The sequence below is a fragment of the Citrobacter freundii complex sp. CFNIH9 genome (assembly GCF_002903305.1).
GTDB lineage: Bacteria > Pseudomonadota > Gammaproteobacteria > Enterobacterales > Enterobacteriaceae > Citrobacter > Citrobacter portucalensis.
On record NZ_CP026238.1, the window covers coordinates 607,122 to 630,668 of the forward strand.

The 23,547-nt window shown below is 52.0% G+C and carries 24 protein-coding genes and 2 tRNA genes; 19 read left to right on the forward strand and 7 right to left on the reverse strand.

Translation table 11 applies throughout. From position 1 onward, the window contains the following. Window positions 1–11: 11 nt before the first annotated feature. The 4 genes from mlaC to murA all read left to right on the forward strand — a co-directional run bounded on the left by mlaC (window position 12) and on the right by murA (window position 2,677). A complete protein-coding gene (mlaC, locus tag C2U43_RS03095; RefSeq protein ID WP_008785928.1) occupies window positions 12–647 on the forward strand; it encodes a phospholipid-binding protein MlaC in 636 nt (211 codons plus the stop codon). Then, window positions 647–940, forward strand: coding sequence for a lipid asymmetry maintenance protein MlaB (gene mlaB, locus C2U43_RS03100; RefSeq protein WP_071444702.1), 294 nt, complete (start codon window positions 647–649; stop codon window positions 938–940). The genes mlaC and mlaB overlap by 1 nt, the downstream gene beginning before the upstream one ends. A 169-nt stretch (window positions 941–1,109) precedes the next feature. Next, complete coding sequence (ibaG, locus tag C2U43_RS03105; protein ID WP_003025040.1) at window positions 1,110–1,364, forward strand: BolA family iron metabolism protein IbaG; 255 nt, start codon at window positions 1,110–1,112, stop codon at window positions 1,362–1,364. 53 nt (window positions 1,365–1,417) lie between these two features. Next, the gene (gene murA / locus C2U43_RS03110; protein ID WP_003839949.1) at window positions 1,418–2,677 is read left to right on the forward strand and encodes a UDP-N-acetylglucosamine 1-carboxyvinyltransferase; all 1,260 of its coding nucleotides are present in this window, start codon (window positions 1,418–1,420) and stop codon (window positions 2,675–2,677) included. 56 nt (window positions 2,678–2,733) lie between these two features. Here the strand turns inward: murA and sfsB are convergent, their stop codons facing one another. Together sfsB and ispB are read right to left on the reverse strand one after the other, a co-directional pair. Further along, on the reverse strand, window positions 2,734–3,018 hold the full coding sequence (sfsB, locus tag C2U43_RS03115) for a DNA-binding transcriptional regulator SfsB (protein WP_003025035.1): 285 nt from the start codon (window positions 3,016–3,018) through the stop codon (window positions 2,734–2,736). A gap of 220 nt (window positions 3,019–3,238) precedes the next feature. Then, entirely contained in the window at window positions 3,239–4,210 is a 972-nt protein-coding gene (gene ispB / locus C2U43_RS03120; RefSeq protein ID WP_003839953.1) for an octaprenyl diphosphate synthase, read from the reverse strand. Window positions 4,211–4,468: 258 nt separating this feature from the next. Between ispB and rplU the strand changes: the two genes are divergently transcribed. The 4 genes from rplU (at window position 4,469) to cgtA (ending at window position 7,338) form a co-directional block, all read left to right on the forward strand. Beyond that, entirely contained in the window at window positions 4,469–4,780 is a 312-nt protein-coding gene (gene rplU, locus C2U43_RS03125; RefSeq protein ID WP_003025032.1) for a 50S ribosomal protein L21, read from the forward strand. A 19-nt stretch (window positions 4,781–4,799) separates the two neighbouring features. Further along, window positions 4,800–5,057, forward strand: a complete 258-nt coding sequence (rpmA, locus tag C2U43_RS03130) for a 50S ribosomal protein L27 (RefSeq protein WP_003025030.1) — start codon at window positions 4,800–4,802, stop codon at window positions 5,055–5,057. 127 nt (window positions 5,058–5,184) lie between these two features. Then, window positions 5,185–6,150: a DMT family transporter gene (locus C2U43_RS03135; RefSeq protein WP_008785922.1), complete on the forward strand. Its 966-nt coding sequence runs from the start codon at window positions 5,185–5,187 to the stop codon at window positions 6,148–6,150. Between the two features lie 15 nt (window positions 6,151–6,165). Continuing rightward, window positions 6,166–7,338 (forward strand): Obg family GTPase CgtA, encoded by a 1,173-nt coding sequence (gene cgtA, locus C2U43_RS03140; protein ID WP_003828732.1) that lies wholly within the window; start codon window positions 6,166–6,168, stop codon window positions 7,336–7,338. A 105-nt stretch (window positions 7,339–7,443) separates the two neighbouring features. On the opposite strand, the gene dacB is transcribed toward cgtA, so the two are convergent. Then, a complete protein-coding gene (gene dacB, locus C2U43_RS03145; protein ID WP_103284669.1) occupies window positions 7,444–8,877 on the reverse strand; it encodes a serine-type D-Ala-D-Ala carboxypeptidase in 1,434 nt (477 codons plus the stop codon). 248 nt (window positions 8,878–9,125) lie between these two features. Between dacB and greA the strand changes: the two genes are divergently transcribed. Continuing rightward, window positions 9,126–9,602, forward strand: coding sequence for a transcription elongation factor GreA (greA, locus tag C2U43_RS03155; protein ID WP_003025019.1), 477 nt, complete (start codon window positions 9,126–9,128; stop codon window positions 9,600–9,602). A gap of 153 nt (window positions 9,603–9,755) precedes the next feature. On the opposite strand, the gene yhbY is transcribed toward greA, so the two are convergent. Next, a complete protein-coding gene (gene yhbY, locus C2U43_RS03165) occupies window positions 9,756–10,049 on the reverse strand; it encodes a ribosome assembly RNA-binding protein YhbY (protein WP_003025016.1) in 294 nt (97 codons plus the stop codon). A gap of 125 nt (window positions 10,050–10,174) precedes the next feature. On the opposite strand from yhbY, the gene rlmE reads away from it, so the two are divergent. The 4 genes from rlmE (at window position 10,175) to glmM (ending at window position 15,115) form a co-directional block, all read left to right on the forward strand. After that, window positions 10,175–10,804, forward strand: a complete 630-nt coding sequence (rlmE, locus tag C2U43_RS03170) for a 23S rRNA (uridine(2552)-2'-O)-methyltransferase RlmE (protein ID WP_003025015.1) — start codon at window positions 10,175–10,177, stop codon at window positions 10,802–10,804. A gap of 99 nt (window positions 10,805–10,903) precedes the next feature. After that, on the forward strand, window positions 10,904–12,838 hold the full coding sequence (gene ftsH, locus C2U43_RS03175; protein ID WP_003025013.1) for an ATP-dependent zinc metalloprotease FtsH: 1,935 nt from the start codon (window positions 10,904–10,906) through the stop codon (window positions 12,836–12,838). 98 nt (window positions 12,839–12,936) lie between these two features. Next, on the forward strand, window positions 12,937–13,785 hold the full coding sequence (gene folP / locus C2U43_RS03180) for a dihydropteroate synthase (protein ID WP_048225717.1): 849 nt from the start codon (window positions 12,937–12,939) through the stop codon (window positions 13,783–13,785). Beyond that, the gene (glmM, locus tag C2U43_RS03185) at window positions 13,778–15,115 is read left to right on the forward strand and encodes a phosphoglucosamine mutase (protein ID WP_103284670.1); all 1,338 of its coding nucleotides are present in this window, start codon (window positions 13,778–13,780) and stop codon (window positions 15,113–15,115) included. Before folP ends, glmM begins: the two co-directional genes overlap by 8 nt. Before the next feature lie 44 nt (window positions 15,116–15,159). Here glmM and dcuC read toward each other — a convergent pair whose 3' ends face one another. Together dcuC and iadA are read right to left on the reverse strand one after the other, a co-directional pair. Next, window positions 15,160–16,626, reverse strand: coding sequence for a C4-dicarboxylate transporter DcuC (dcuC, locus tag C2U43_RS03190; protein WP_103284671.1), 1,467 nt, complete (start codon window positions 16,624–16,626; stop codon window positions 15,160–15,162). Between the two features lie 10 nt (window positions 16,627–16,636). After that, a complete protein-coding gene (iadA, locus tag C2U43_RS03195; RefSeq protein WP_103284672.1) occupies window positions 16,637–17,770 on the reverse strand; it encodes a beta-aspartyl-peptidase in 1,134 nt (377 codons plus the stop codon). 148 nt (window positions 17,771–17,918) lie between these two features. Between iadA and C2U43_RS03200 the strand changes: the two genes are divergently transcribed. The 3 genes from C2U43_RS03200 (at window position 17,919) to C2U43_RS03210 (ending at window position 19,408) form a co-directional block, all read left to right on the forward strand. Further along, window positions 17,919–18,812, forward strand: a complete 894-nt coding sequence (locus tag C2U43_RS03200; protein ID WP_103284673.1) for a LysR family transcriptional regulator — start codon at window positions 17,919–17,921, stop codon at window positions 18,810–18,812. 167 nt (window positions 18,813–18,979) lie between these two features. After that, window positions 18,980–19,312 carry a preprotein translocase subunit SecG gene (gene secG / locus C2U43_RS03205; protein WP_003025000.1) on the forward strand — a complete coding sequence of 111 codons (333 nt, stop codon included), beginning with the start codon at window positions 18,980–18,982 and terminating at the stop codon, window positions 19,310–19,312. A gap of 9 nt (window positions 19,313–19,321) precedes the next feature. Then, window positions 19,322–19,408, forward strand: a tRNA-Leu gene (locus tag C2U43_RS03210). 197 nt (window positions 19,409–19,605) lie between these two features. Here C2U43_RS03210 and argG read toward each other — a convergent pair. Then, window positions 19,606–20,949, reverse strand: a complete 1,344-nt coding sequence (gene argG, locus C2U43_RS03215) for an argininosuccinate synthase (RefSeq protein ID WP_005131837.1) — start codon at window positions 20,947–20,949, stop codon at window positions 19,606–19,608. Window positions 20,950–21,282: 333 nt separating this feature from the next. On the opposite strand from argG, the gene C2U43_RS03220 reads away from it, so the two are divergent. The 3 genes from C2U43_RS03220 (at window position 21,283) to nusA (ending at window position 23,535) form a co-directional block, all read left to right on the forward strand. Then, a tRNA-Met gene (locus C2U43_RS03220) sits at window positions 21,283–21,359 on the forward strand. 207 nt (window positions 21,360–21,566) lie between these two features. Beyond that, window positions 21,567–22,019, forward strand: coding sequence for a ribosome maturation factor RimP (gene rimP, locus C2U43_RS03225; protein ID WP_003024996.1), 453 nt, complete (start codon window positions 21,567–21,569; stop codon window positions 22,017–22,019). Window positions 22,020–22,047: 28 nt separating this feature from the next. Further along, window positions 22,048–23,535 (forward strand): transcription termination factor NusA, encoded by a 1,488-nt coding sequence (gene nusA / locus C2U43_RS03230; RefSeq protein ID WP_003024992.1) that lies wholly within the window; start codon window positions 22,048–22,050, stop codon window positions 23,533–23,535. The last annotated feature ends 12 nt before the right edge of the window (window positions 23,536–23,547 follow it).

Genomic DNA, 23,547 nt, shown 5'->3' on the forward strand with positions numbered 1-23,547 from the left:
AGAATCGACGTATGTTTAAACGATTGATGATGGTGGCTATGCTGGTGATTGCTCCGCTTAGCGCAGCAACTGCAGCCGACCAAACGAACCCGTACAAACAGATGAATGAGGCGGCGCAGAAGACATTTGACCGTCTGAAGAATGAACAACCTAAAATCCGCGCAAACCCGGATTACCTGCGCCAGGTTGTCGATCAGGAACTGTTGCCATACGTGCAGGTTAAATATGCGGGTGCGCTGGTACTGGGTCGCTACTACAAAGATGCGACCCCTGCTCAGCGTGAAGCCTATTTTGCTGCATTTCGTGAATATCTGAAGCAGGCCTACGGCCAGGCTCTGGCGATGTACCATGGCCAGACTTATGAAATTGCACCAGAGCAACCGCTGGGTGATGCGACCATCGTGCCTATCCGCGTAACCATCATCGATCCAAACGGTCGTCCTCCGGTACGTTTGGATTTCCAGTGGCGTAAAAACTCCCAGACCGGTAACTGGCAGGCTTATGACATGATTGCTGAAGGCGTAAGTATGATCACCACCAAACAAAATGAGTGGAGCGATCTGCTGCGTACCAAAGGTATTGATGGCCTGACGGCGCAGCTGAAATCTATTGCTCAGCAGAAAATCACTCTGGAAGAGAAAAAATAATGACGCAGTCACTCACCTGGTCGCGTGAAGGTGACAAGCTGGTGCTGGTGGGGGAGCTGGATCAGGACGTGTTAAACCCATTATGGGATGCGCGAATTGAGGCGATGAAAGGGGTATCCTGCATCGACCTGAACCAGGTATCCCGGGTAGATACCGGCGGTCTGGCGTTACTGTTGCATCTGATTAATCAGGGCAAGCAGCAGGGAAACAGCGTTTCGCTCACTGGTGTTAACGATAAAGTGTACACGCTGGCGCAGCTTTACAATCTGCCTGACGACGTCCTTCCACGTTAATTTTACCAGGCCGGATAAGGTCTTGTGCCGCTATCCGGCAAAACCCCTGAGGGGGATCTGCCACTAAAGCCTTGTCTGATTTATCAGCGAGGCTTTTTGCTTATTTATGACAGCGCCACTTTGCTCTAAGATGTTGGGCTGTTTTCACTATCTGACGAATGAAGAGCCCATGGAAAATAATGAAATTCAGAGCGTGCTGATGAATGCACTCTCCCTCCAGGAAGTCCACGTTTCTGGCGACGGCAGTCACTTTCAGGTTATTGCCGTGGGTGAGATGTTTGAAGGCATGAGCCGGGTCAAGAAGCAGCAATCGGTCTATGGCCCGTTGATGGAGTACATTGCGGACAACCGCATTCATGCCGTGTCGATTAAGGCGTTTACCCCAGCGGAATGGGCGCGCGATCGCAAACTTAACGGTTTTTGAGCTACGGGTGATGTGCCGGTAGCGAAGATAAATTCTTAACAGAGAACAGAATAATGGATAAATTTCGTGTTCAGGGGCCAACTAAGCTCCAGGGCGAAGTCACAATTTCAGGCGCTAAAAACGCCGCACTGCCGATCCTGTTTGCGGCGCTGCTGGCTGAAGAACCTGTAGAGATCCAAAACGTCCCGAAACTGAAGGACGTTGACACATCAATGAAGCTGCTGAGCCAGCTGGGTGCGAAAGTTGAGCGTAATGGTTCTGTGCACATCGATGCGCGTGATGTGAACGTCTTCTGTGCGCCGTACGATCTGGTGAAAACCATGCGTGCATCCATTTGGGCGCTCGGGCCGCTGGTTGCCCGCTTTGGTCAGGGCCAGGTTTCACTGCCGGGTGGCTGTACCATTGGCGCGCGTCCGGTTGACCTGCACATTACCGGCCTGGAGCAGTTAGGCGCGACTATTAAGCTGGAAGAAGGCTATGTGAAGGCGTCCGTTGATGGCCGTCTGAAAGGCGCGCATATCGTCATGGACAAAGTGAGCGTCGGCGCGACGGTCACCATCATGTGCGCAGCAACGCTTGCCGAAGGCACCACCATCATCGAAAACGCTGCGCGCGAGCCGGAGATTGTGGATACCGCGAACTTCCTGATTGCGCTGGGCGCGAAGATCACGGGTCAGGGCACCGATCGTATTACCATCGAAGGCGTTGAGCGTCTTGGCGGTGGTGTTTATCGCGTTCTGCCAGATCGTATCGAAACCGGTACCTTCCTGGTGGCGGCGGCAATTTCTCGCGGCAAGATTATCTGCCGTAATGCACAGCCGGACACGCTGGATGCCGTTCTGGCGAAGCTGCGTGATGCGGGTGCGGATATTGAAGTGGGTGATGATTGGATCAGCCTTGATATGCACGGTAAACGTCCGAAAGCGGTCAATGTGCGTACTGCACCGCATCCGGCGTTCCCTACCGACATGCAGGCCCAGTTTACATTGCTGAACCTAGTGGCAGAAGGGACCGGCTTCATCACGGAAACCGTGTTTGAGAACCGCTTTATGCACGTGCCTGAGCTGAGCCGTATGGGCGCTCACGCAGAAATCGAAAGCAATACCGTGATTTGCCACGGCGTGGAAACGCTCTCTGGCGCACAGGTTATGGCGACCGATCTGCGCGCATCTGCAAGCCTGGTGCTGGCAGGGTGTATTGCTGAAGGTACGACGGTAGTCGACCGTATTTATCACATCGATCGCGGCTATGAGCGCATCGAAGATAAACTGCGTGCGCTGGGCGCAAACATTGAGCGCGTGAAAGGCGAGTAATCGTCAACGTCTCTTGTAACCCCCAGTTCAGTTGGCCGGGGGTTACAGCTCAATGTTCATTCCGGATTCTTTTTCTCTCTGCGACTCCTCATCATCCGCGTTCTGTCGATGAACTCATGCGTTTTGGCATCGTGATAGCGTGACGGCCAAATCACCCAGGGGTCAGTTCCCAGTGCCCGGGCGATAATCAACTCACCTTTTGGCCATGGTCTCGTTAACGCATTGGCCAGCGTTGATGAACTCAATCCATTTTTACGTGATTCAGCGGCCATTGAGGTCCCTTTCTTGCGCAGTCCGGCGATGATGTCGGCCGGATGCCAGTCAATCAGCTTGCTTTCCATCAATTCATCTCTCCTTTGGTTAACGGCTTACGGTTTCACGATCGGTTGTGCCGACACTATAACGCCCGAAGAACGAATGTTCTAAAATGTTCATGTAAAGTGTGTGTATATTCAGAATATGCCAAGGTTCTGCGTGATTATCTGGAGGGGGTAAATTCTTACTGGAACTTATAAGAAAATCCCGTGCAGGGCACGGGATGAGGGAGGATGCTGTAGGGAATTAACGGTCGCGCTGCACGGCGATATGTGCCAGACCAATCAGCGCTTCTCTCCACGGCGTATCGGGCAGCACCTGAAGCGCAGCGATGGCTTTATCAGCCTCTTCTTCTGCCCGCTGACGGGTCCATTCCAGAGACCCACAGGCGTTCATCGCTTCCAGAACCGGCTCCAGAAGGTGACGACCATTACCTTGCTCAATGGCCTGGCGGATCATTAGCGCTTGTTCTGGGGTGCCGTGGCGCATGGCATGCAACAGTGGCAGCGTTGGTTTACCCTCGTTGAGGTCATCACCGACGTTTTTACCCAGCTGCTCGCCATCTGCGCTGTAATCCAGCAAATCGTCAATTAACTGGAAAGCGGTACCGAGATAACGGCCATAATCCTGCAACCCTTTTTCTTGTTCTTCGCTACAGCCAGCCAGAATACCTGAACATTGGGCTGCCGCTTCAAACAAACGCGCGGTCTTACTGTAGATGACGCGCATATAGTTTTCTTCGGTGATGTCCGGGTCGTTGACGTTCATCAACTGCAAGACTTCACCTTCGGCAATGACGTTGACTGCTTTCGACATGACTTCCAGCACTTTCAACGAGCCAAGGCTGGTCATCATCTGAAATGCACGGGTATAGATAAAATCGCCAACCAGCACGCTGGCCGCATTACCAAACGCCGCATTTGCCGTAGCTTTCCCACGGCGCATGTCTGACTCATCCACAACATCGTCGTGCAGCAGGGTCGCTGTGTGAATAAACTCGATGAGGGCCGCAATCGTAACGTGCGCATTTTCCTGGTAACCAACGGCCCGCGCGGCGAGGACGGCGATCATTGGGCGAATGCGTTTTCCGCCGCCGCTAACGATGTAGTACCCCAGTTGATTGATCAACTGAACGTCGGAATTGAGCTGTTCAAGGATTGTCGCATTGACCCCCGCCATATCTTGCGCGGTTAACTCATTGATTTTTTCTAAATTCATCGCAAAAGCCGGGCTTCTCGCCCCGATTACCTTACTGTGTGGGAAGGTAACGTCGGGTTTAGGGTTATAAATATATGCTGATTGTACTGAAAAAACGCCGTAGATAAACGTTACCGTACGTGTTGTGTTTTTTTTCTTCATGTATTGACGGTAGCACTTGTCAAAGGCTCGCGTTTTGCGTAATATTCGCGCCCTATTGTGAATATTTATAGCGCACTCTGAATCATCAAAAAGGTGTGCGCGGAAGCGGAGTTTTTTATGTACGCGGTTTTCCAAAGTGGTGGTAAACAACACCGAGTAAGCGAAGGTCAGACCGTTCGCCTGGAAAAGCTGGACATCGCAACTGGCGAATCTGTTGAATTCGCAGAAGTTCTGATGATCGCAAACGGTGAAGAAGTCAAAATCGGCGTTCCTTTCGTTGATGGCGGCGTTATCAAAGCTGAAGTCGTTGCTCACGGTCGTGGCGAGAAAGTTAAAATTGTTAAGTTTCGTCGTCGTAAACACTACCGTAAGCAGCAGGGCCATCGTCAGTGGTTCACTGATGTGAAAATCACTGGCATCAGCGCTTAAGTTAAGGGGAGCAGATTAAATGGCACATAAAAAGGCTGGCGGCTCGACTCGTAACGGTCGCGATTCAGAAGCTAAACGTCTGGGCGTAAAACGCTTCGGCGGTGAAACAGTTCTGGCTGGTAGCATCATCGTTCGTCAACGTGGTACTAAATTCCACGCTGGCTCCAACGTTGGTTGCGGCAAAGACCACACTCTGTTTGCTAAAGCAGACGGTAAAGTGAAATTTGAAGTGAAAGGCCCGAAAAACCGTAAATTCATCAGCATCGTTGCTGAATAAGTTTTTCGCGTCCCGGTAACGGATAAAAGCCCCGCAACACGTTGCGGGGCTTTTTACATTCGACGGCCGGTAAATACGCTCGTCGCGCCGTGACAACCCGGAAACGAGCCCTTGCAGGGAATACGGCATGAAGCAGCAGGCAGGCATTGGTATTCTGTTAGCACTCACAACGGCAGTATGTTGGGGCGCTTTGCCAATAGCAATGAAGCAAGTGCTGGAGGTGATGGAGCCTCCTACCGTGGTGTTCTACCGTTTTTTAATGGCAAGCGTTGGCCTTGGCGCTATTCTTGCGGTTAAAAAAAAGCTCCCTCCGTTGCGTATTTTTCGCAAAGCGCGTTGGCTGGTGTTGCTGGCTATCGCAACCGGTGGGCTGTTCGGTAACTTCATTCTGTTTAGTTCATCCTTGCAGTATTTGAGCCCAACGGCTTCGCAGGTTATCGGTCAGCTGTCACCGGTTGGTATGATGATCGCCAGCGTCTTTATCCTGAAAGAAAAGATGCGCGGCACGCAGGTGATTGGCGCCATTATGCTTCTGAGCGGCCTGGTCCTGTTTTTTAATACCAGTCTGATCGAAATTTTTACCCGACTCACCGATTACACCTGGGGCGTTATCTTTGGTGTCGGTGCGGCGATGGTCTGGGTGAGCTATGGGGTCGCGCAAAAGGTGTTATTGCGCCGCCTGGCATCACCGCAGATCCTATTTTTACTGTACACTTTATGTACGATCGCGTTGTTGCCGCTGGCTAAACCCGGTGTCATCACGCAGCTCAGCGACTGGCAGCTGGCATGCCTGATATTCTGCGGCCTGAATACGCTGGTAGGATATGGCGCTCTCGCGGAAGCGATGGCGCGTTGGCAGGCGGCGCAGGTGAGCGCTCTTATCACGCTCACACCGCTGTTTACGTTGTTATTTTCAGATTTATTATCACTGGCCTGGCCCGATTTCTTCGCCAGACCGATGCTAAACCTATTAGGTTATCTCGGTGCGTTTATCGTGGTTGCGGGCGCGATGTATTCCGCCATTGGTCATCGAATTTGGGGCGGTTTACGTAAGCATGAAACGGTGGTTTCGCAACCCCGCTCAGGCGAATGATTTACGGAGAGTAAAATGAAGTTTGTTGATGAAGCATCGATTCTGGTCGTTGCAGGTGATGGCGGTAATGGTTGCGTCAGCTTCCGCCGCGAAAAGTACATCCCAAAAGGCGGTCCGGACGGTGGTGATGGTGGTGACGGTGGTGACGTTTGGCTGGAAGCCGACGAAAACCTGAACACACTGATCGATTACCGTTTTGAAAAATCATTCCGTGCGGAACGTGGTCAGAATGGCGCGAGCCGTGATTGCACCGGTAAGCGTGGCAAAGACGTTACCATTAAAGTACCTGTTGGTACGCGTGTTATCGATCAGGGCACGGGCGAAACCATGGGCGACATGACCAAACACGGTCAGCGTCTGATGGTCGCTAAAGGTGGCTGGCACGGTCTGGGCAACACCCGTTTCAAATCCTCGGTTAACCGTACTCCGCGTCAGAAAACAATGGGTACGCCGGGTGATAAGCGCGATCTGATGCTGGAGCTGATGCTGCTGGCGGACGTGGGTATGCTGGGCATGCCAAACGCCGGGAAATCGACGTTTATCCGTGCGGTGTCCGCGGCGAAGCCGAAAGTCGCTGATTATCCGTTTACCACCCTGGTGCCGAGCCTGGGCGTGGTGCGTATGGACAACGAAAAGAGCTTCGTGGTTGCCGACATTCCGGGACTGATTGAAGGCGCGGCTGAAGGCGCAGGCCTGGGTATCCGCTTCCTGAAACACCTGGAACGTTGCCGTGTACTGCTTCACCTCATCGATATCGATCCGATTGATGGTTCTGATCCAGTTGAAAACGCCCGTATCATTATTGGCGAACTGGAAAAATACAGTCAGGATTTGGCATCTAAACCGCGCTGGTTAGTGTTCAACAAAATTGATTTGATGGACAAGGCTGAAGCGGAAGAGAAAGCGAAAGCGATCGCCGAAGCGTTGGGTTGGGAAGGTAAATATTACCTGATCTCTGCCGCCAGCCAACTGGGCGTGAAAGATCTCTGCTGGGATGTGATGACCTTTATCATCGAGAACCCGATTGTTCAGGCTGAAGAAGCGAAACAGCCAGAGAAAGTTGAGTTCATGTGGGATGATTATCACCGCCAGCAGCTCGCTGAAGTCGAAGACGAAGCGGAAGATGACTGGGATGACGATTGGGACGAAGACGACGAAGAAGGCGTTGAGTTCATCTACAAGCGTTAATCGCATTAAAAACCCCGGCCATGTTGCCGGGGTTTTTGTTTCCAGGTCTCACTGTAGGCCGGAAAAGGCACGTTAATGCCGCCATCCGGCAATCAAATTACCCATTTAGTTGTTCTGATAAATATCCTTGTACAACCGGCTCTCGAAGCGCACCAACGGAATACGGCGATTACGCTGGTCAGCTGGCTCTACCGCATAACCAGATAAATACTGCACGAATGCCATGCGTTGGCCGCTTGCCGTGGTGATGAAACCTGCGAGGTTATAAACCCCCTGCAGCGAGCCTGTCTTCGCCGATACTTTGCCATCCACACCAGCCTGATGCAGACCCGCACGGTATTGCAGAGAGCCGTCGTGGCCCGCCAGCGGCAGCATAGTGATAAAGTTCAGCTCGTTATCGTGTTGAGCGATATATTGCAGCACCTGCATCATGGTCGCTGGGGCAATCAGGTTATGGCGGGAGAGGCCAGAACCGTCGGCAATAATAGTGTTGCCGATATCGACGCCTGCCTGCTGACGCAAAATCTGGCGCACGGCGTCAGAACCCGCCCGCCAGGTGCCCGGCACGTTAAATCGGGCATGACCAATCATACGGAAAACGGTATCGGCAATCATGTTGTCCGATTTTTTCAGCATAATCTTAAGCAGGTCATGTAGCGGCGCAGACTGCTTACTGGCGACCACCGTTCCTGGTTCGTTGACCAACGTCTGGCGCAGCAGTGTACCGCTGTAGGTGATACCTGCTTGTTTTAGCTCATCTTTGATAATTGCCCCGGCATAGCTGGCACCGTCCTGAATGGCGAACGCCAGCGGCAGCGGATCGGCACGTTGTGGCAGGCATCCGGTCAGCGTATAGCGGTTGAGATCGCCGGGAACTACATCCAGTTCACAATATTGCGCTTCCGCAGAACCTCGGGCGAGAGTACGCACCTGACTGAACATGGTGACCGGGTAATAAGATGCCACGCGAATAAAGGCGAGATCGTTGGGTTTTTGCGCGCTGTAGAGTGAAACTGAGAAACAGTTTCTATCGACAATAGCCGCTGCGGGCGGTGCACTAAAACACTGCGTCATGTCGTTCCAGGGCCAGCCGGGCGCTTTATCATGACTGGCAAAAATAGAGGTGTCGATCAGGACATTTCCGGCAATTTGCTTCACACCTGATTTTTTCAGGGTTGCCACCATATTGCGAATATCCTGGCGTTTTAGCGTCGGATCGGCACCAAATCGTGCCACTAAGTCACCTTTCAATACGCCGCCTTCCACGCTGCCTTTGGTCTCAAGCGTGGTGGTAAAACGAAAGTCAGGCCCGAGCTGAATCAATGCTGCCAGCGCGGTGATTACTTTCTGGGTACTGGCGGGCAGCGCCATCTGCTGGCTATGAAAATCAATCGCGGGTGCAGGTGCGCCAACCTTCTGTACCATAAGGGCGAGGTTGGCCCCGGCAGGGAGCTGATTGATATACTCGTCGACGTTCGCAGCCTGAACGCTGAACGCTATACTGGCAGTCAATCCGATGGTAAATCTGGAAAATCGCATAATCTCGCGCTAACAACCTGGAAACAGGCCGTCATACTACGGCGCAACGCCCCAAAAAGTAAACGATGACCCATAAGGAACTCCAGGGTAAAATGATCATCAAATAGAGAATTGTAGCTGACCTGGGACCTTGAGCCCCGGGTCGGTATTTTTTTGCTTCTGACTCTGGCATGACACACGCCAGGGTGGGCTTAGCAGCCGGGGTGAGAGCAACTACCCCCTACAGGAATGTTCAAGAGGTATAACAAATGCAAGCTATCCCGATGACCTTACGTGGTGCTGAAAAACTGCGCGAAGAGCTGGATTTTCTGAAATCTGTGCGCCGTCCTGAAATTATTGCCGCTATCGCTGAAGCGCGTGAGCACGGTGACCTGAAAGAGAACGCGGAGTATCACGCGGCGCGCGAACAGCAGGGTTTCTGCGAAGGACGCATTAAAGATATCGAAGCTAAACTGTCCAACGCGCAGGTAATCGACGTTACTAAAATGCCGAACAATGGCCGCGTTGTTTTCGGTGCGACGGTTACCGTTCTGAATCTCGATAACGATGAAGAGCAGACATGGCGTATTGTCGGCGATGATGAAGCCGATTTTAAACAGAACCTGATTTCAGTGAACTCGCCTATCGCTCGTGGCCTGATCGGTAAAGAGCAGGATGACGTCGTAGTTATCAAAACGCCGGGCGGCGAAGTGGAATATGAAGTGACGAAGGTAGAATACCTGTAATTCGCATCTTGGTTAAGATGTTGATACATTGTAAAGAAAGGAAAAAGGCCGCATAGCGGCCTTTTATCAACGAAGAGAGCGTGGCATTTTGCTCTCCTGCTAGCGGAAAACCCCGCGTTTTACACAAACTTCGTGTGCAACTTTGGGATATTCTTAGCGTGGCAGCGAGATTTTACGTTCTTTAGTCGGGCGATACAGTACCAGCGTTTTGCCGATGACCTGTACATTGCAGGCGCCGGTTTCGCGTACGATAGCTTCCACGATCAAGGTTTTAGTATCGCGATCTTCCGAGGCGATTTTCACCTTGATAAGTTCATGGTGCTCTAACGCTTGTTCAATCTCGGCCAGTACCCCTTCGGTCAAACCATTATTGCCAAGCATAACTACAGGCTTGAGCGGATGTGCCAGACCTTTCAGGTGCTGTTTTTGTTTAGTACTCAGATTCATCGTATATTTTTGCTTACGTTGGGATTGAAAACGGGTCATTCTACCGCCATCTCCCATATATCGCCAAATAGCTGTGTAGAAATTTACACCATTGGTTACGATGAACTGCCCTTTGGGAATGTGAAATGACAGGTAAAAAGCGTTCTGCCAGCTCGAGTCGCTGGCTTCAGGAACACTTTAGCGATAAATATGTTCAACAGGCGCAGAAAAAGGGGTTACGTTCCCGTGCCTGGTTTAAACTTGATGAAATACAGCAAAGTGACAAAATTTTTAAACCGGGGATGACGATAGTTGATCTCGGTGCTGCACCCGGTGGCTGGTCGCAATATGCAGTTACGCAGATCGGCAACACCGGCCGCATTATCGCTTGCGATCTTTTACCTATGGATCCAATCGTTGGTGTGGACTTCCTTCAGGGCGACTTTCGTGATGAATTAGTCCTGAAAGCGTTACTTGAACGCGTAGGTGACAGTAAAGTACAAGTTGTCATGTCTGATATGGCGCCAAATATGTGTGGAACACCGGCGGTGGATATTCCCCGGGCCATGTATCTGGTAGAACTGGCGCTTGGAATGGCTCGTGATGTATTAGCGCCAGGTGGTAGTTTTGTAGTGAAGGTGTTCCAGGGCGAAGGCTTCGATGAGTATCTAAGAGAGATTCGCTCCCTGTTTACGAAGGTCAAAGTTCGTAAGCCGGACTCTTCTCGCGCCCGTTCGCGTGAAGTGTATATTGTAGCGACCGGGCGTAAACCATAACCGGCAGATTTCAAACGAAAGTTTGAAAGAAACTGGATATAGAGTATCCTGACGCTGTTTTTAACACAGTTGTAATATGAGGTTAATCCCTTGAGTGACATGGCGAAAAACCTAATTCTCTGGCTGGTCATTGCCGTTGTGCTGATGTCAGTATTCCAGAGCTTTGGGCCCAGCGAGTCTAATGGCCGTAAGGTTGATTACTCTACCTTCCTGCAAGAGGTCAATCAGGACCAGGTTCGTGAAGCGAAGATCAACGGACGTGAGATTAACGTTACCAAGAAAGATAGTAACCGTTACACGACCTACATCCCGGTTAACGATCCGAAGCTGCTTGATAACCTGCTGACCAAAAACGTCAAGGTTGTTGGCGAACCACCTGAAGAGCCGAGCCTGCTGGCTTCTATCTTCATTTCCTGGTTCCCAATGCTGCTGCTGATTGGTGTCTGGATCTTCTTCATGCGTCAGATGCAGGGCGGTGGTGGCAAAGGTGCCATGTCGTTCGGCAAGAGCAAAGCGCGCATGCTAACGGAAGATCAGATCAAAACGACTTTTGCTGACGTTGCGGGTTGTGACGAAGCAAAAGAAGAAGTCGCTGAGCTGGTTGAGTATCTGCGCGAACCGAGCCGTTTCCAGAAACTGGGCGGTAAAATCCCGAAAGGCGTCCTGATGGTTGGTCCTCCGGGTACGGGTAAAACCCTGCTGGCGAAAGCTATCGCAGGTGAAGCGAAGGTTCCATTCTTCACAATTTCCGGTTCTGATTTCGTGGAAATGTTCGTGGGTGTCGGTGCATCTCGTGTGCGAGACATGTTCGAACAAGCCAAGAAAGCGGCACCGTGCATCATCTTCATCGATGAAATCGACGCCGTAGGTCGCCAGCGTGGCGCAGGTCTGGGCGGTGGTCACGATGAACGTGAACAGACGCTGAACCAGATGCTGGTTGAGATGGACGGCTTCGAAGGTAACGAAGGTATTATCGTTATCGCGGCAACTAACCGTCCGGACGTTCTTGACCCTGCGCTGCTGCGTCCAGGCCGTTTCGACCGTCAGGTTGTGGTTGGTCTGCCAGACGTTCGCGGTCGTGAACAGATCCTGAAAGTGCATATGCGTCGCGTACCGCTGTCTCCGGATATCGATGCGGCAATCATTGCACGTGGCACGCCTGGCTTCTCCGGTGCGGACCTCGCGAACCTGGTGAACGAAGCGGCGCTGTTTGCTGCTCGTGGCAACAAGCGCGTAGTGTCGATGGTTGAGTTCGAAAAAGCGAAAGACAAAATCATGATGGGTGCGGAACGTCGCTCCATGGTGATGACGGAAGCGCAGAAAGAATCTACCGCGTATCACGAAGCTGGCCACGCGATTATCGGTCGCCTGGTACCGGAACACGATCCGGTGCACAAAGTAACGATTATCCCGCGCGGTCGTGCGCTGGGTGTGACCTTCTTCCTGCCTGAAGGCGACGCAATCAGCGCCAGCCGTCAGAAACTGGAAAGTCAGATCTCCACACTGTACGGTGGCCGTCTGGCGGAAGAGATCATCTACGGTGCTGAACATGTTTCTACCGGTGCGTCGAACGACATTAAAGTCGCGACTAACCTGGCGCGTAACATGGTTACTCAGTGGGGCTTCTCCGATAAACTCGGTCCGTTGCTGTACGCTGAAGAAGAAGGCGAGGTGTTCCTGGGACGTTCTGTGGCGAAAGCGAAACACATGTCCGATGAAACCGCTCGCATTATCGATCAGGAAGTTAAGCTGCTGATTGAGCGTAACTATGACCGTGCACGTCGTTTGCTGAACGAAAACATGGACATTCTGCATTCGATGAAAGATGCGCTCATGAAATATGAGACCATCGATGCGCCGCAGATTGACGATCTAATGGCTCGCCGCGACGTACGTCCGCCAGCGGGTTGGGAAGAACCGGGTTCTTCTAACAACAACTCTGGTAGCACCGGTAAGCCGAGTGCACCGCGTCCGGTTGATGAACCGCGTGCGCCGGACTCTGGCACTATGTCAGAGCAACTGGGCGACAAATAAGTTATCGTTGATGATGACCGTGTTTTAATTGAAAACCCTGGGGCTTGCTCCGGGGTTTTTCTTATCTGCATATTCAAGATTTTACCAGGGATAAAACTATGAAACTCTTTGCTCAGGGTTCTTCACTGGATCTCAGCCATCCGCACGTCATGGGGATTTTGAACGTCACGCCAGACTCATTTTCCGATGGTGGAGCGCACAACTCTCTGGTTGAGGCGGTAAAACACGCAAACCTGATGATTAACGCCGGGGCGACTATCATTGATGTGGGCGGTGAGTCCACGCGTCCGGGCGCGGCTGATGTGAGTGTGGAAGAAGAGTTGCAGCGAGTGATCCCAGTGGTCGAGGCGATTGCTCAGCGTTTTGAAGTGTGGATTTCGGTCGATACCTCAAAACCCGAAGTGATTCGCGAATGTGCCAGAGTTGGCGCGCATATCATCAATGATATTCGCTCACTCTCGGAGCCTGGAGCGCTGGAAGCCGCAGCGGAGACCGGATTACCGGTTTGCCTGATGCATATGCAGGGGCAGCCGAAAACCATGCAGGAAGCACCAAAGTATGAGGATGTTTTTGCTGAGGTAAACCGTTACTTTGTTGAGCAAATAGCACGTTGCGAGCGGGCTGGAATCACAAAAGATAAATTGTTGCTCGACCCCGGATTCGGATTCGGTAAAAATCTCACTCACAACTACACATTACTGGCACGTTTGTCTGAGTTTCATCATTTTAATCTGCCATTGCTGGTTGGGATGTCACGAAAATCAATGGTTGGCCAGTTACTGAATGTGGGGCCATCTGAACGCCTGAGCGGTAGCCTTGCGTGCGCGGTGATTGCCGCAATGCAGGGGGCGCAGATCGTTCGTGTCCATGACGTCAAAGAAACCGTAGAAGCGATGCGTGTGGTGGAAGCCACATTGTCTGCAAAGGAAAAAAAACGCTATGAGTAATCGTAAATATTTTGGCACTGATGGGATCCGCGGTCGCGTAGGCGATGCCCCAATTACTCCTGACTTTGTGCTCAAGCTGGGCTGGGCTGCAGGGAAAGTGCTTGCTCGTCATGGTTCACGTAAAATTATTATCGGTAAAGATACGCGTATTTCCGGCTATATGCTGGAGTCTGCGCTGGAAGCGGGCCTGGCTGCCGCCGGACTCTCAGCCTCATTCACAGGGCCAATGCCAACACCCGCCGTTGCGTATCTGACGCGCGCCTTCCGTGCTGAGGCTGGGATTGTTATCTCCGCTTCGCACAACCCGTACTATGACAACGGGATTAAATTCTTCTCTACCGACGGGACTAAACTGCCGGATGCAGTGGAAGAAGCCATTGAAGCCGAGATGGAAAAAGCGATCACCTGCGTGGATTCCGCTGAACTGGGTAAAGCCACGCGTATCGTTGATGCTGCCGGTCGCTATATCGAGTTTTGCAAAGGCACCTTCCCGAACGAACTGAATCTGAATGAGCTTAAAATTGTGGTGGATTGCGCTAACGGTGCGACGTACCACATTGCGCCAAATGTACTGCGTGAACTGGGTGCAAACGTGATTGCCATTGGCTGTGAGCCAAACGGTGTGAATATCAATGAAGAAGTCGGCGCCACCGACGTCCGTGCCCTGCAGGCGCGCGTGATTGCGGAAAAAGCCGATCTGGGTATTGCGCTGGATGGCGATGGCGACCGCGTCATTATGGTTGATCACGAAGGTAATAAGGTCGATGGCGATCAGATCATGTATATCATCGCCCGTGAAGCCCTGCGTCAGGGTCAGCTGCGCGGTGGCGCGGTAGGTACGCTGATGAGCAACATGGGCCTCGAGCTGGCGCTGAAACAACTGGGTATTCCGTTTGCCCGTGCAAAAGTTGGCGACCGCTATGTGCTGGAAAAAATGCAGGAAAAAGGCTGGCGTATCGGTGCCGAAAACTCAGGTCATGTGATCCTGCTGGACAAAACCACCACTGGTGACGGTATCGTGGCGGGTCTGCAGGTGCTGGCGGCGATGGTACGCAACCATATGAGCTTGCACGACCTGTGCAGCGGCATGAAAATGTTCCCACAGCTGCTGGTTAACGTACGATACACAGCAGGTAGCGGCGATCCACTGGAACATGAAAATGTGAAAGCGGTGATGGCGGAAGTGGAAGCGGCGCTGGGTAACCGTGGACGCGTCCTGCTGCGTAAGTCTGGTACCGAACCGTTAATTCGTGTGATGGTTGAAGGTGAAGACGAAGCGCAGGTGACTGAATTCGCCCACCGTATTGCCGATGCTGTGAAAGCGGCGTAATTCCGAAGAAAGTGAAAGCCGGAGTCTGAGACTCCGGCTTTTTTTTACTGTACGGCAAGCGGCTGTTTACGTCGGCGCTGCCAGAAGTAACCACTGACCATCAGTAGCACAAGGACTGCCAGCCACGGCAGAACCGCCAGCAGATGCCCAGACCGGGCAAAGGTTAACGCAATCATCAGTAGCCAACCGCCCAGCATCGGAATCGCGGTACGCTTAACAATATCCACAGGCGAGACACCTGCAATCCCTGCGATAGCAATGATTACGCCGGCGATGGGCGATAGTGTACGACCAATACCCGCCGAGATCTGGATAGGCAACATCATGACAGCGATATCGCTACCGATATGACGGCTGATGTCCGGCACCATGGGTGCGAAGGAGAAAAATGCCGCATTCCCGGAGCCCATCAGCGCTGAAATTGCGAAGGTGATCAGGGTCATCAGCAGGATAATAGAGGCGGCGCTGAGGCCAAATTCACCGGAAAGTGACAACAGTGCGTCAACGGCACCAATGGCTTTCAGTCCGGCGGAAAAGACTTCACCGGCGATAATCAGCGTCACGACGGTGGCAAAAACGCTGCCCATGCTGTCGAAAACCTTTTGTACGCCAGCCATCACCTCGCGCGCCTTGCGATGACGGCAGTACTCACAAACCAGCGTAATAGCGAGGCTTATCAGTACGGCGGTATCCAGCGTGATCTTGAGAGAGCTGAATACTAAATCGCTGCACACCAGCATCAATACCAGCGGCAGCATGGGCAGAAACAGCCAGGCGATAGGTGCGTCGGCTTCATCAGTCGCCGTTAATGTCTGCATTTGCTGAGCTGCATTGTCGCCACTTTCCCGACGGTCAAAAAAGCGTTGCACAACAATATGCAGTAGGGCGATGAAAAGAATGACGGGCACAACGATTGGCAACTGATCCTGCACGAAATAGTTCACGACCTCGATGCCTGCAGTTTTGGCGGCGAGAACAGAGTTGCCGGAACCGGGGCCAAACTCAACCGCACAGGTACTGGCGATAACGGCGGCAACCGCGGCGCGGCTACAGCCAAGACGGGTAAGCAGCGGGTAAAGCGTCGCCATCAACAGCAGACCCAATCCGGTGGCGCTGCTGATAAACAGCGACAGGAATTGACCCAATAGCAGTGCCAGCCCCAGCAGCAGATAAGGCGAGTTCAGCCGTTGCAAAGGACGAGACGTCACCCGAACCAGTACCTGGCTTGCGCCAATGGCTGACATGTAGGTGGCAAAACCACCAATCAGCATAATTTGCAGTCCGAGGCCGCCGAGACGCACGCTCAGGGTATCGCGAATAAACTCAAAGGCGTCAAAGGGGCCAAATCCGGTGCTCTTTTTCACCAGGCCACTGAGTGAGGTCATTCCGCTAAAATGCGCGATAAGCAACAGCACAATCCCGGTCAATAACAGTACCGACTGGGGGTGATATTTTTTGAGGATCAGACGTCCGGCAAAAATGATGGCGATTAGCGCCAGTAGCAATGACATTCTTGCCCCCTTACTCGAAGTTGCCGGTAACCAGGCACTCGCCATCCCGCAGCAACGGTTTACCCGCGGCAAACAGATGGGCCAGCGAGAGGTCATCATTGAGTACACAGATATCAGCACGTTCTCCGGCGCAGAGCACGCCCCCGGAAATACCCAGCGAGCGCGCAACGTTTGCCGTCAGCATCGCGATGGCCTGTGACACCGGAATCCCGACATCAATCAGGCGAGGAAGCAGGTTAAGATTGCCTGCGACCGGTGCCGCGCTTAAACCTTCAACGATACCCTGAGCGTTAAAGCGCGGAACGCTGCCATTGCCGTCAGAACTGATCGTGATGCGCTCCGCCGGAACCAGTGCTTCGAGTGCGTGGAGAATCGCTTGCTCCTGAGGCATAAAACGACTGCCACCGGACGTAACATCGATATGGCCGCCGCGATGGGCGAAAGCAATCGCCTGTTCGAACAAGGGCTCAGTTCTCGCAACATGCGTCGGTGAAATATGGTGAATCGGAATACCCGCATCACACAGCTCAATAAGTTGCGACATCCCTTCCGGCAGATTCCCCAGGTGCACATGCAGCAAGCCTTTTTTCCCAGCCAGCAGGGAAGCGACGCGAATATCGCTCACTATCCTCAGCAACTCCTGGAAAGAGGGGTAAGAACCGCGGTGATCGGCGAGGGCGATTTTTACACCAAGAATTGCCGGAATGAAGGCCATATCATCGCGGATGGATCGCGTAATAGTTGGGCTGGGAACGGCGTAGGCTCCCGTGTGCATAAACGCGCGTAATCCCTCAAGGTTGAGAGACTGCATTTTTGCGTAGAGGTCTTTGGGTGAACGAGAAATGGCATCGGTGCCTAACACGCCAACCACCGTGGTAATACCTGCCTGAATCAGGTCGCGCAGCTTGACGGCGGGCGTCCGACTGGCAAATCCGGCTTCACCACCGCCACCGGTAAGATGAACATGCTGATCGATGATACCAGGGATAACCCATTTACCCCGACAATCGATGACCTCGTTGATGCCATCAAACAATGAAATATCTTTTTCTACCGCCACAATTCGGTCGGCATGAATGAGCAGGGAGCAGAGGCCTAAATCCTCAGGAGAAAAAACACGGGCATTGGTCAATAAAGTAAACATAGCGGTCCTGTCAAACGTCGAGGGTGAGAGTCGGCAGGTGAAACGAAATATTGTTGTTATGATGCCCACCATAAAGCCATTACTATAACTATGACTATTACCGATTTGTTATTGGAGGATGCGGTTATGGCATGGCGGAGAGCACAACGTGGATTGTAAGTGGCTGGAAGATTTTCTGGCCTTGAGCCAGCATGGAAACTACTCTCAGGCCGCGGCGCAGCGGCATATTACTCAACCGGCGTTGAGTCGGCGTATAAAGGCGCTGGAAGAGGTGCTGGGAGTGCCTTTGTTTGACCGGACAACGACCCCTGTCACGCTGACGCGCTATGGTGAACGCTTTGAACCTTATGCCCGGCACGTCCTCAGCACGTTAACAGAGGCACGCCATGAGCTGTCGGCGATGACGCCAGCAACGGATAACACGCTGGTGATGGTCAGCCTGCATACGCTGTCGGTGAATATCCTGCCGGATATGATCAACTACCTGCGACAGAGTGAGCCGCAGTTAAACTTTACGGTAAACGCCAGTATCCAGGGGATAGACAACCACTTCAATGCCCTGATGAACCGGCAAATTGATTTACTGGTAACCTACGATTTACCCTCTGCCCAGCCGGGGCTGGAGATCGCCGGAGGGTTAAAACGTTCACTATGGCGGTATGAGCGATTTATACCGGTTATTTCCGCCCAGTTGGCTTATGCGCTTAGTGATCCGCATGCTCCGATTCCGTGGCTATGCTATAGCGACTACACCTTTGTCAGACGTATTATTGAGTCGGCAGAACAACGCGTCCGCCCACGGCTAAAAAAAGTATTTGAGAGTGGTTTAAGCGAAACGATACGAGAAATGGTACTGCGCCATATGGGAATGGCTTGGTTACCTGAATCGATGGTGGCGGAAGAGTTGGTGAATCAGCAAATTATTCACTGCTGGCCAGAAAATACAGACCTGATTTGTGAAATCCCCGTTGTGGTATGGGCGAATCTTGAAGATCAACGTGCCGTTATGCAGAGATGCTGGGAGAAGTTGCTGCGTTTTTGATTGATATGGCGATTTTTTCCGCAGTTGATACAATGCTAACAAATTGCCCTTGCGAAGGTTATTCGCTTTGGTTAGTATTCACACCCGCTTCAGTGGGAAACAGTAAATATTCCCGCTTTAATGGTCGAAGCATTGTACGCGGCAACTCCGCAAGGAACAGGTTGATTATGCACGAAGCTCTTTTAGTAGTTTTCCTTATTGTGGCAATTGGCCTGGTAGGCTTGATCATGCTGCAGCAAGGCAAAGGCGCTGATATGGGAGCCTCTTTTGGCGCAGGCGCTTCTGGTACTCTGTTTGGTTCAAGTGGTTCTGGTAACTTCATGACCCGTATGACAGCTGTATTGGGAACCTTGTTCTTCATCATCAGTCTGGTGCTGGGTAACATGAACAGCAATAAGACCAATAAAGGAAGTGAGTGGGAAAATCTGAGTGCACCGGCGAAAACCGAGCAAACTCAGCCAGCTGCTCCGGCTCAGCCGACCAGCGATATCCCACGCTAAGTATTCTGTACCGAGGTGGTGGAATTGGTAGACACGCTACCTTGAGGTGGTAGTGCCCTAACGGGCTTGTGGGTTCGAGTCCCATCCTCGGTACCAAATTCCAAAAAAAAGACGCTGCAAAGCGTCTTTTTTTTCGTCTGTTATTTATGGCTATCCTGTAGGTCGGATAAGGCGTTAACGCCGCCATCCGACATTATTACAACGCCTGATGGCGCTACGCTTATCAGGCCTACAGACATCCTATATTCCGCGCATAAAAAAGGCCGCTTTCGCGGCCTTAAGATAGTGAATCTTTACTTCGCCTTATTTTCCAGATTCTCAACCTGCGGCAGGCCGGTTGCGGAAGAGGCTGTCAGTAGGCCAGACTGCGCATAGCCGAACAGCTTCTCGCGGGTATCGGTGATATCCAGATTACGCATGGTCAACTGACCGATACGGTCATCCGGAGAGAATACGGAGTCGCCTTTTTCCATCGTCAGACGTTCTGGTTTGTACGTCAGATTGTCAGACACGGTGTTGAGGATTGAGTAGTCATTACCACGACGCAGTTCCAGCGTGACTTCGCCGGTAATCTGGCTGGCAACCCAACGCTGCAGACCGTCACGCAGCATCAGCGCCTGAGAGTCGAACCAGCGGCCCTGATACAGCAGACGACCCAGCTGGCGACCGTGCGCGTGATACTGCTCGATGGTATCCTCGTTGTGAATACCGGTCAGCAGACGCTCGTAGGCGATATGCAGCAATGCCATCCCCGGGGCTTCGTAGATGCCACGGCTCTTCGCTTCAATGATACGGTTTTCAATCTGATCGCTCATACCCAGACCGTGACGGCCGCCGATACGGTTGGCTTCCAGCATCATCTCAACGTCGTCGCTGAAGGTTTTACCGTTAAGAGCAACCGGATGACCCTGTTCAAAACGCACGGTCACTTCTTCTGCCGGGATCTTCACGCTCTCATCCCAGAACTTCACGCCCATAATCGGGTTGACGATTTTGACGCTGGAATTCAGGAATTCCAGATCTTTTGCTTCGTGAGTCGCACCGAGCATATTGGAGTCTGTTGAGTACGCTTTCTCAACGGACATTTTGTAGTCGAAACCACAGGCAATCATAAATTCGGACATCTCATGGCGACCGCCGAGTTCATCGATAAAATCGGTATCCAGCCATGGTTTGTAAATCTGCAGTTCGGCGTTGGTCAGCAGACCGTAACGATAGAAACGTTCAATATCGTTACCTTTATAGGTGCTACCGTCGCCCCAGATGTTTACACCATCTTCTTTCATGGCGGCAACCAGCATGGTGCCGGTCACGGCGCGGCCCAACGGGGTGGTATTGAAATAGGTCAGTCCGCCAGTGGTGTTGTGGAAGGCACCGCACTGAATGGCAGCGATCCCTTCGGCAACCAGCTGCTTACGGCAATCTACCAGGCGAGCATTCTCAGCACCATATTCCATTGCACGGCGAGGAATGGCGTCATAGTCATCCTCATCCGGCTGGCCCAAATTCGCAGTATATGCATATGGGACAGCCCCTTTTTGTCGCATCCACAGCAGTGCTGCGCTGGTGTCCAGGCCGCCGGAAAAAGCGATACCAATACGTTGACCTACCGGGAGATGCTTGAGAATCGTCGTCATAAAATAAAACCCTGCTTGATAGACTGGTGAAGAGGTCGGCTTATTATACTAATTGCATTTTTATGCAAAATAAATGAGTTTTCATTTAATCATCTTTTCTGGATGACAGGAAGAGTTTAGTGATAATTTCGTTAAATAACGGCATGGGCGGCATATTTATCTTGCTGGGCTAGCGCTGGGCAGCATTCATTGATTTGCATAGTCGTAACAAGGTTGACATAACGCATAGTGAATCAATATACTGTGCGCAGATTTTACGTCCCGTCTCGGTACCAAATCCCAGCAGTATTTGCATTTTTTACCCAAAACGAGTAAAATTTGCCACGTTTCAGGCGCGGGGTGGAGCAGCCTGGTAGCTCGTCGGGCTCATAACCCGAAGGTCGTCGGTTCAAATCCGGCCCCCGCAACCACTTTCCCTTAGAGTTCTTTTTCAAATATACTGTGAAGACTTAGGCCTTCGTAGCTGGATTTGAAAAAAATTCTTTCGGAAGGTTCTCCGAACCGCAGGTGCGGTTATAGGGTTCAGTTATCTAAAGCCCCGATTTATCGGGGTTTTTTGTTATCTGACTACAGAATAACTGGGCTTTAGGCCCTTTTTTTATGTCTTGGGGGTGGGCTTGTCCACATTAGAGCAAAAATTAACAGAGATGATTACAGCGCCAGTTGAAGCCCTGGGCTACGAACTGGTCGGCATCGAATTTATTCGTGGTCGCACATCCACACTGCGCATCTATATTGATAGTGAAGATGGCATCAATGTTGATGATTGTGCTGATGTGAGCCATCAGGTAAGCGCCGTGATGGATGTCGAAGACCCAATCACCGTTGCCTATAACCTGGAAGTCTCCTCTCCGGGTCTCGACCGTCCTCTGTTCACAGCTGAACACTACGTGCGTTTCCTGGGTGAAGAAGTCACGCTGGTTCTTCGTATGGCGGTACAAAACCGTCGTAAATGGCAGGGCGTTATCAAAGCGGTGGACGGTGAGATGATCACGGTCACAGTCGAAGGCAAAGATGAAGTGTTCGCGCTGAGTAATATCCAGAAGGCGAACCTGGTTCCCCACTTTTAACAGTCTGGATTGAGGTGAAAAGCCCGCGATGAACAAAGAAATTTTGGCTGTTGTTGAAGCCGTATCCAACGAAAAAGCGCTGCCACGCGAGAAAATTTTTGAAGCGCTGGAAAGTGCGCTGGCTACAGCAACAAAGAAAAAATATGAGCAAGAGATCGACGTTCGCGTAGAAATCGATCGTAAAAGCGGTGATTTCGATACCTTCCGTCGTTGGGTAATCGTAGAAGAAGTTACTCAGCCGACCAAAGAAATTACGCTGGAAGCGGCACGCTTCGAAGACGAAAGTCTGAACGTGGGCGAATATGTTGAAGATCAGATTGAATCTGTCACCTTTGACCGTATCACTACCCAGACCGCGAAGCAGGTTATCGTACAGAAAGTACGTGAAGCTGAACGCGCAATGGTTGTTGATCAGTTCCGCGAACATGAAGGCGAAATCGTCACCGGTGTGGTGAAGAAAGTAAACCGCGACAACATTTCACTGGATCTGGGCAGCAATGCTGAAGCTGTGATCCTGCGTGAAGACATGCTGCCGCGTGAAAACTTCCGCCCTGGTGACCGTATTCGTGGCGTTCTGTACTCAGTTCGCCCGGAAGCGCGCGGTGCACAGCTGTTCGTAACCCGTTCCAAGCCGGAAATGCTGATTGAGCTGTTCCGCATTGAAGTGCCGGAAATCGGCGAAGAAGTTATCGAAATTAAAGCGGCTGCTCGCGATCCGGGATCGCGTGCGAAAATCGCCGTTAAGACCAACGACAAGCGTATTGATCCGGTCGGCGCCTGTGTTGGTATGCGCGGTGCGCGCGTTCAGGCGGTTTCTACCGAACTGGGCGGCGAGCGTATCGATATCGTCCTGTGGGATGATAACCCGGCGCAGTTCGTGATTAACGCAATGGCACCAGCAGACGTCGCTTCTATCGTGGTGGATGAAGACAAACACACCATGGATATCGCGGTTGAAGCCGGTAACCTGGCTCAGGCGATTGGACGTAATGGTCAGAACGTCCGCCTGGCTTCACAACTGAGCGGTTGGGAACTCAACGTGATGACCGTTGATGACCTGCAAGCGAAGCATCAGGCTGAAGCACATGCAGCCATCGATACCTTCACCAAATATCTCGATATCGATGAAGATTTCGCGACCGTTCTGGTGGAAGAAGGTTTTGCGACGCTGGAAGAACTGGCCTACGTGCCAATGAAAGAACTGCTGGAAATTGACGGCCTGGATGAACAGACCGTTGAAGCGCTGCGCGAGCGTGCTAAAAACGCACTGACCACTCTGGCACTGGCCCAGGAAGAAAGCCTCGGTGATAACAAACCGGCTGACGATCTGCTGAATCTGGAAGGATTGGATCGTGAGATGGCCTTCAAACTGGCGGCCCGTGGTGTTTGTACGCTGGAAGATCTCGCTGAACAGGGCATTGATGATCTGGCTGATATCGAAGGGTTGACCGACGAAAAAGCCGGTGAGCTGATTATGGCTGCCCGTAATATTTGCTGGTTCGGCGACGAAGCGTAATAAACTGTAGCA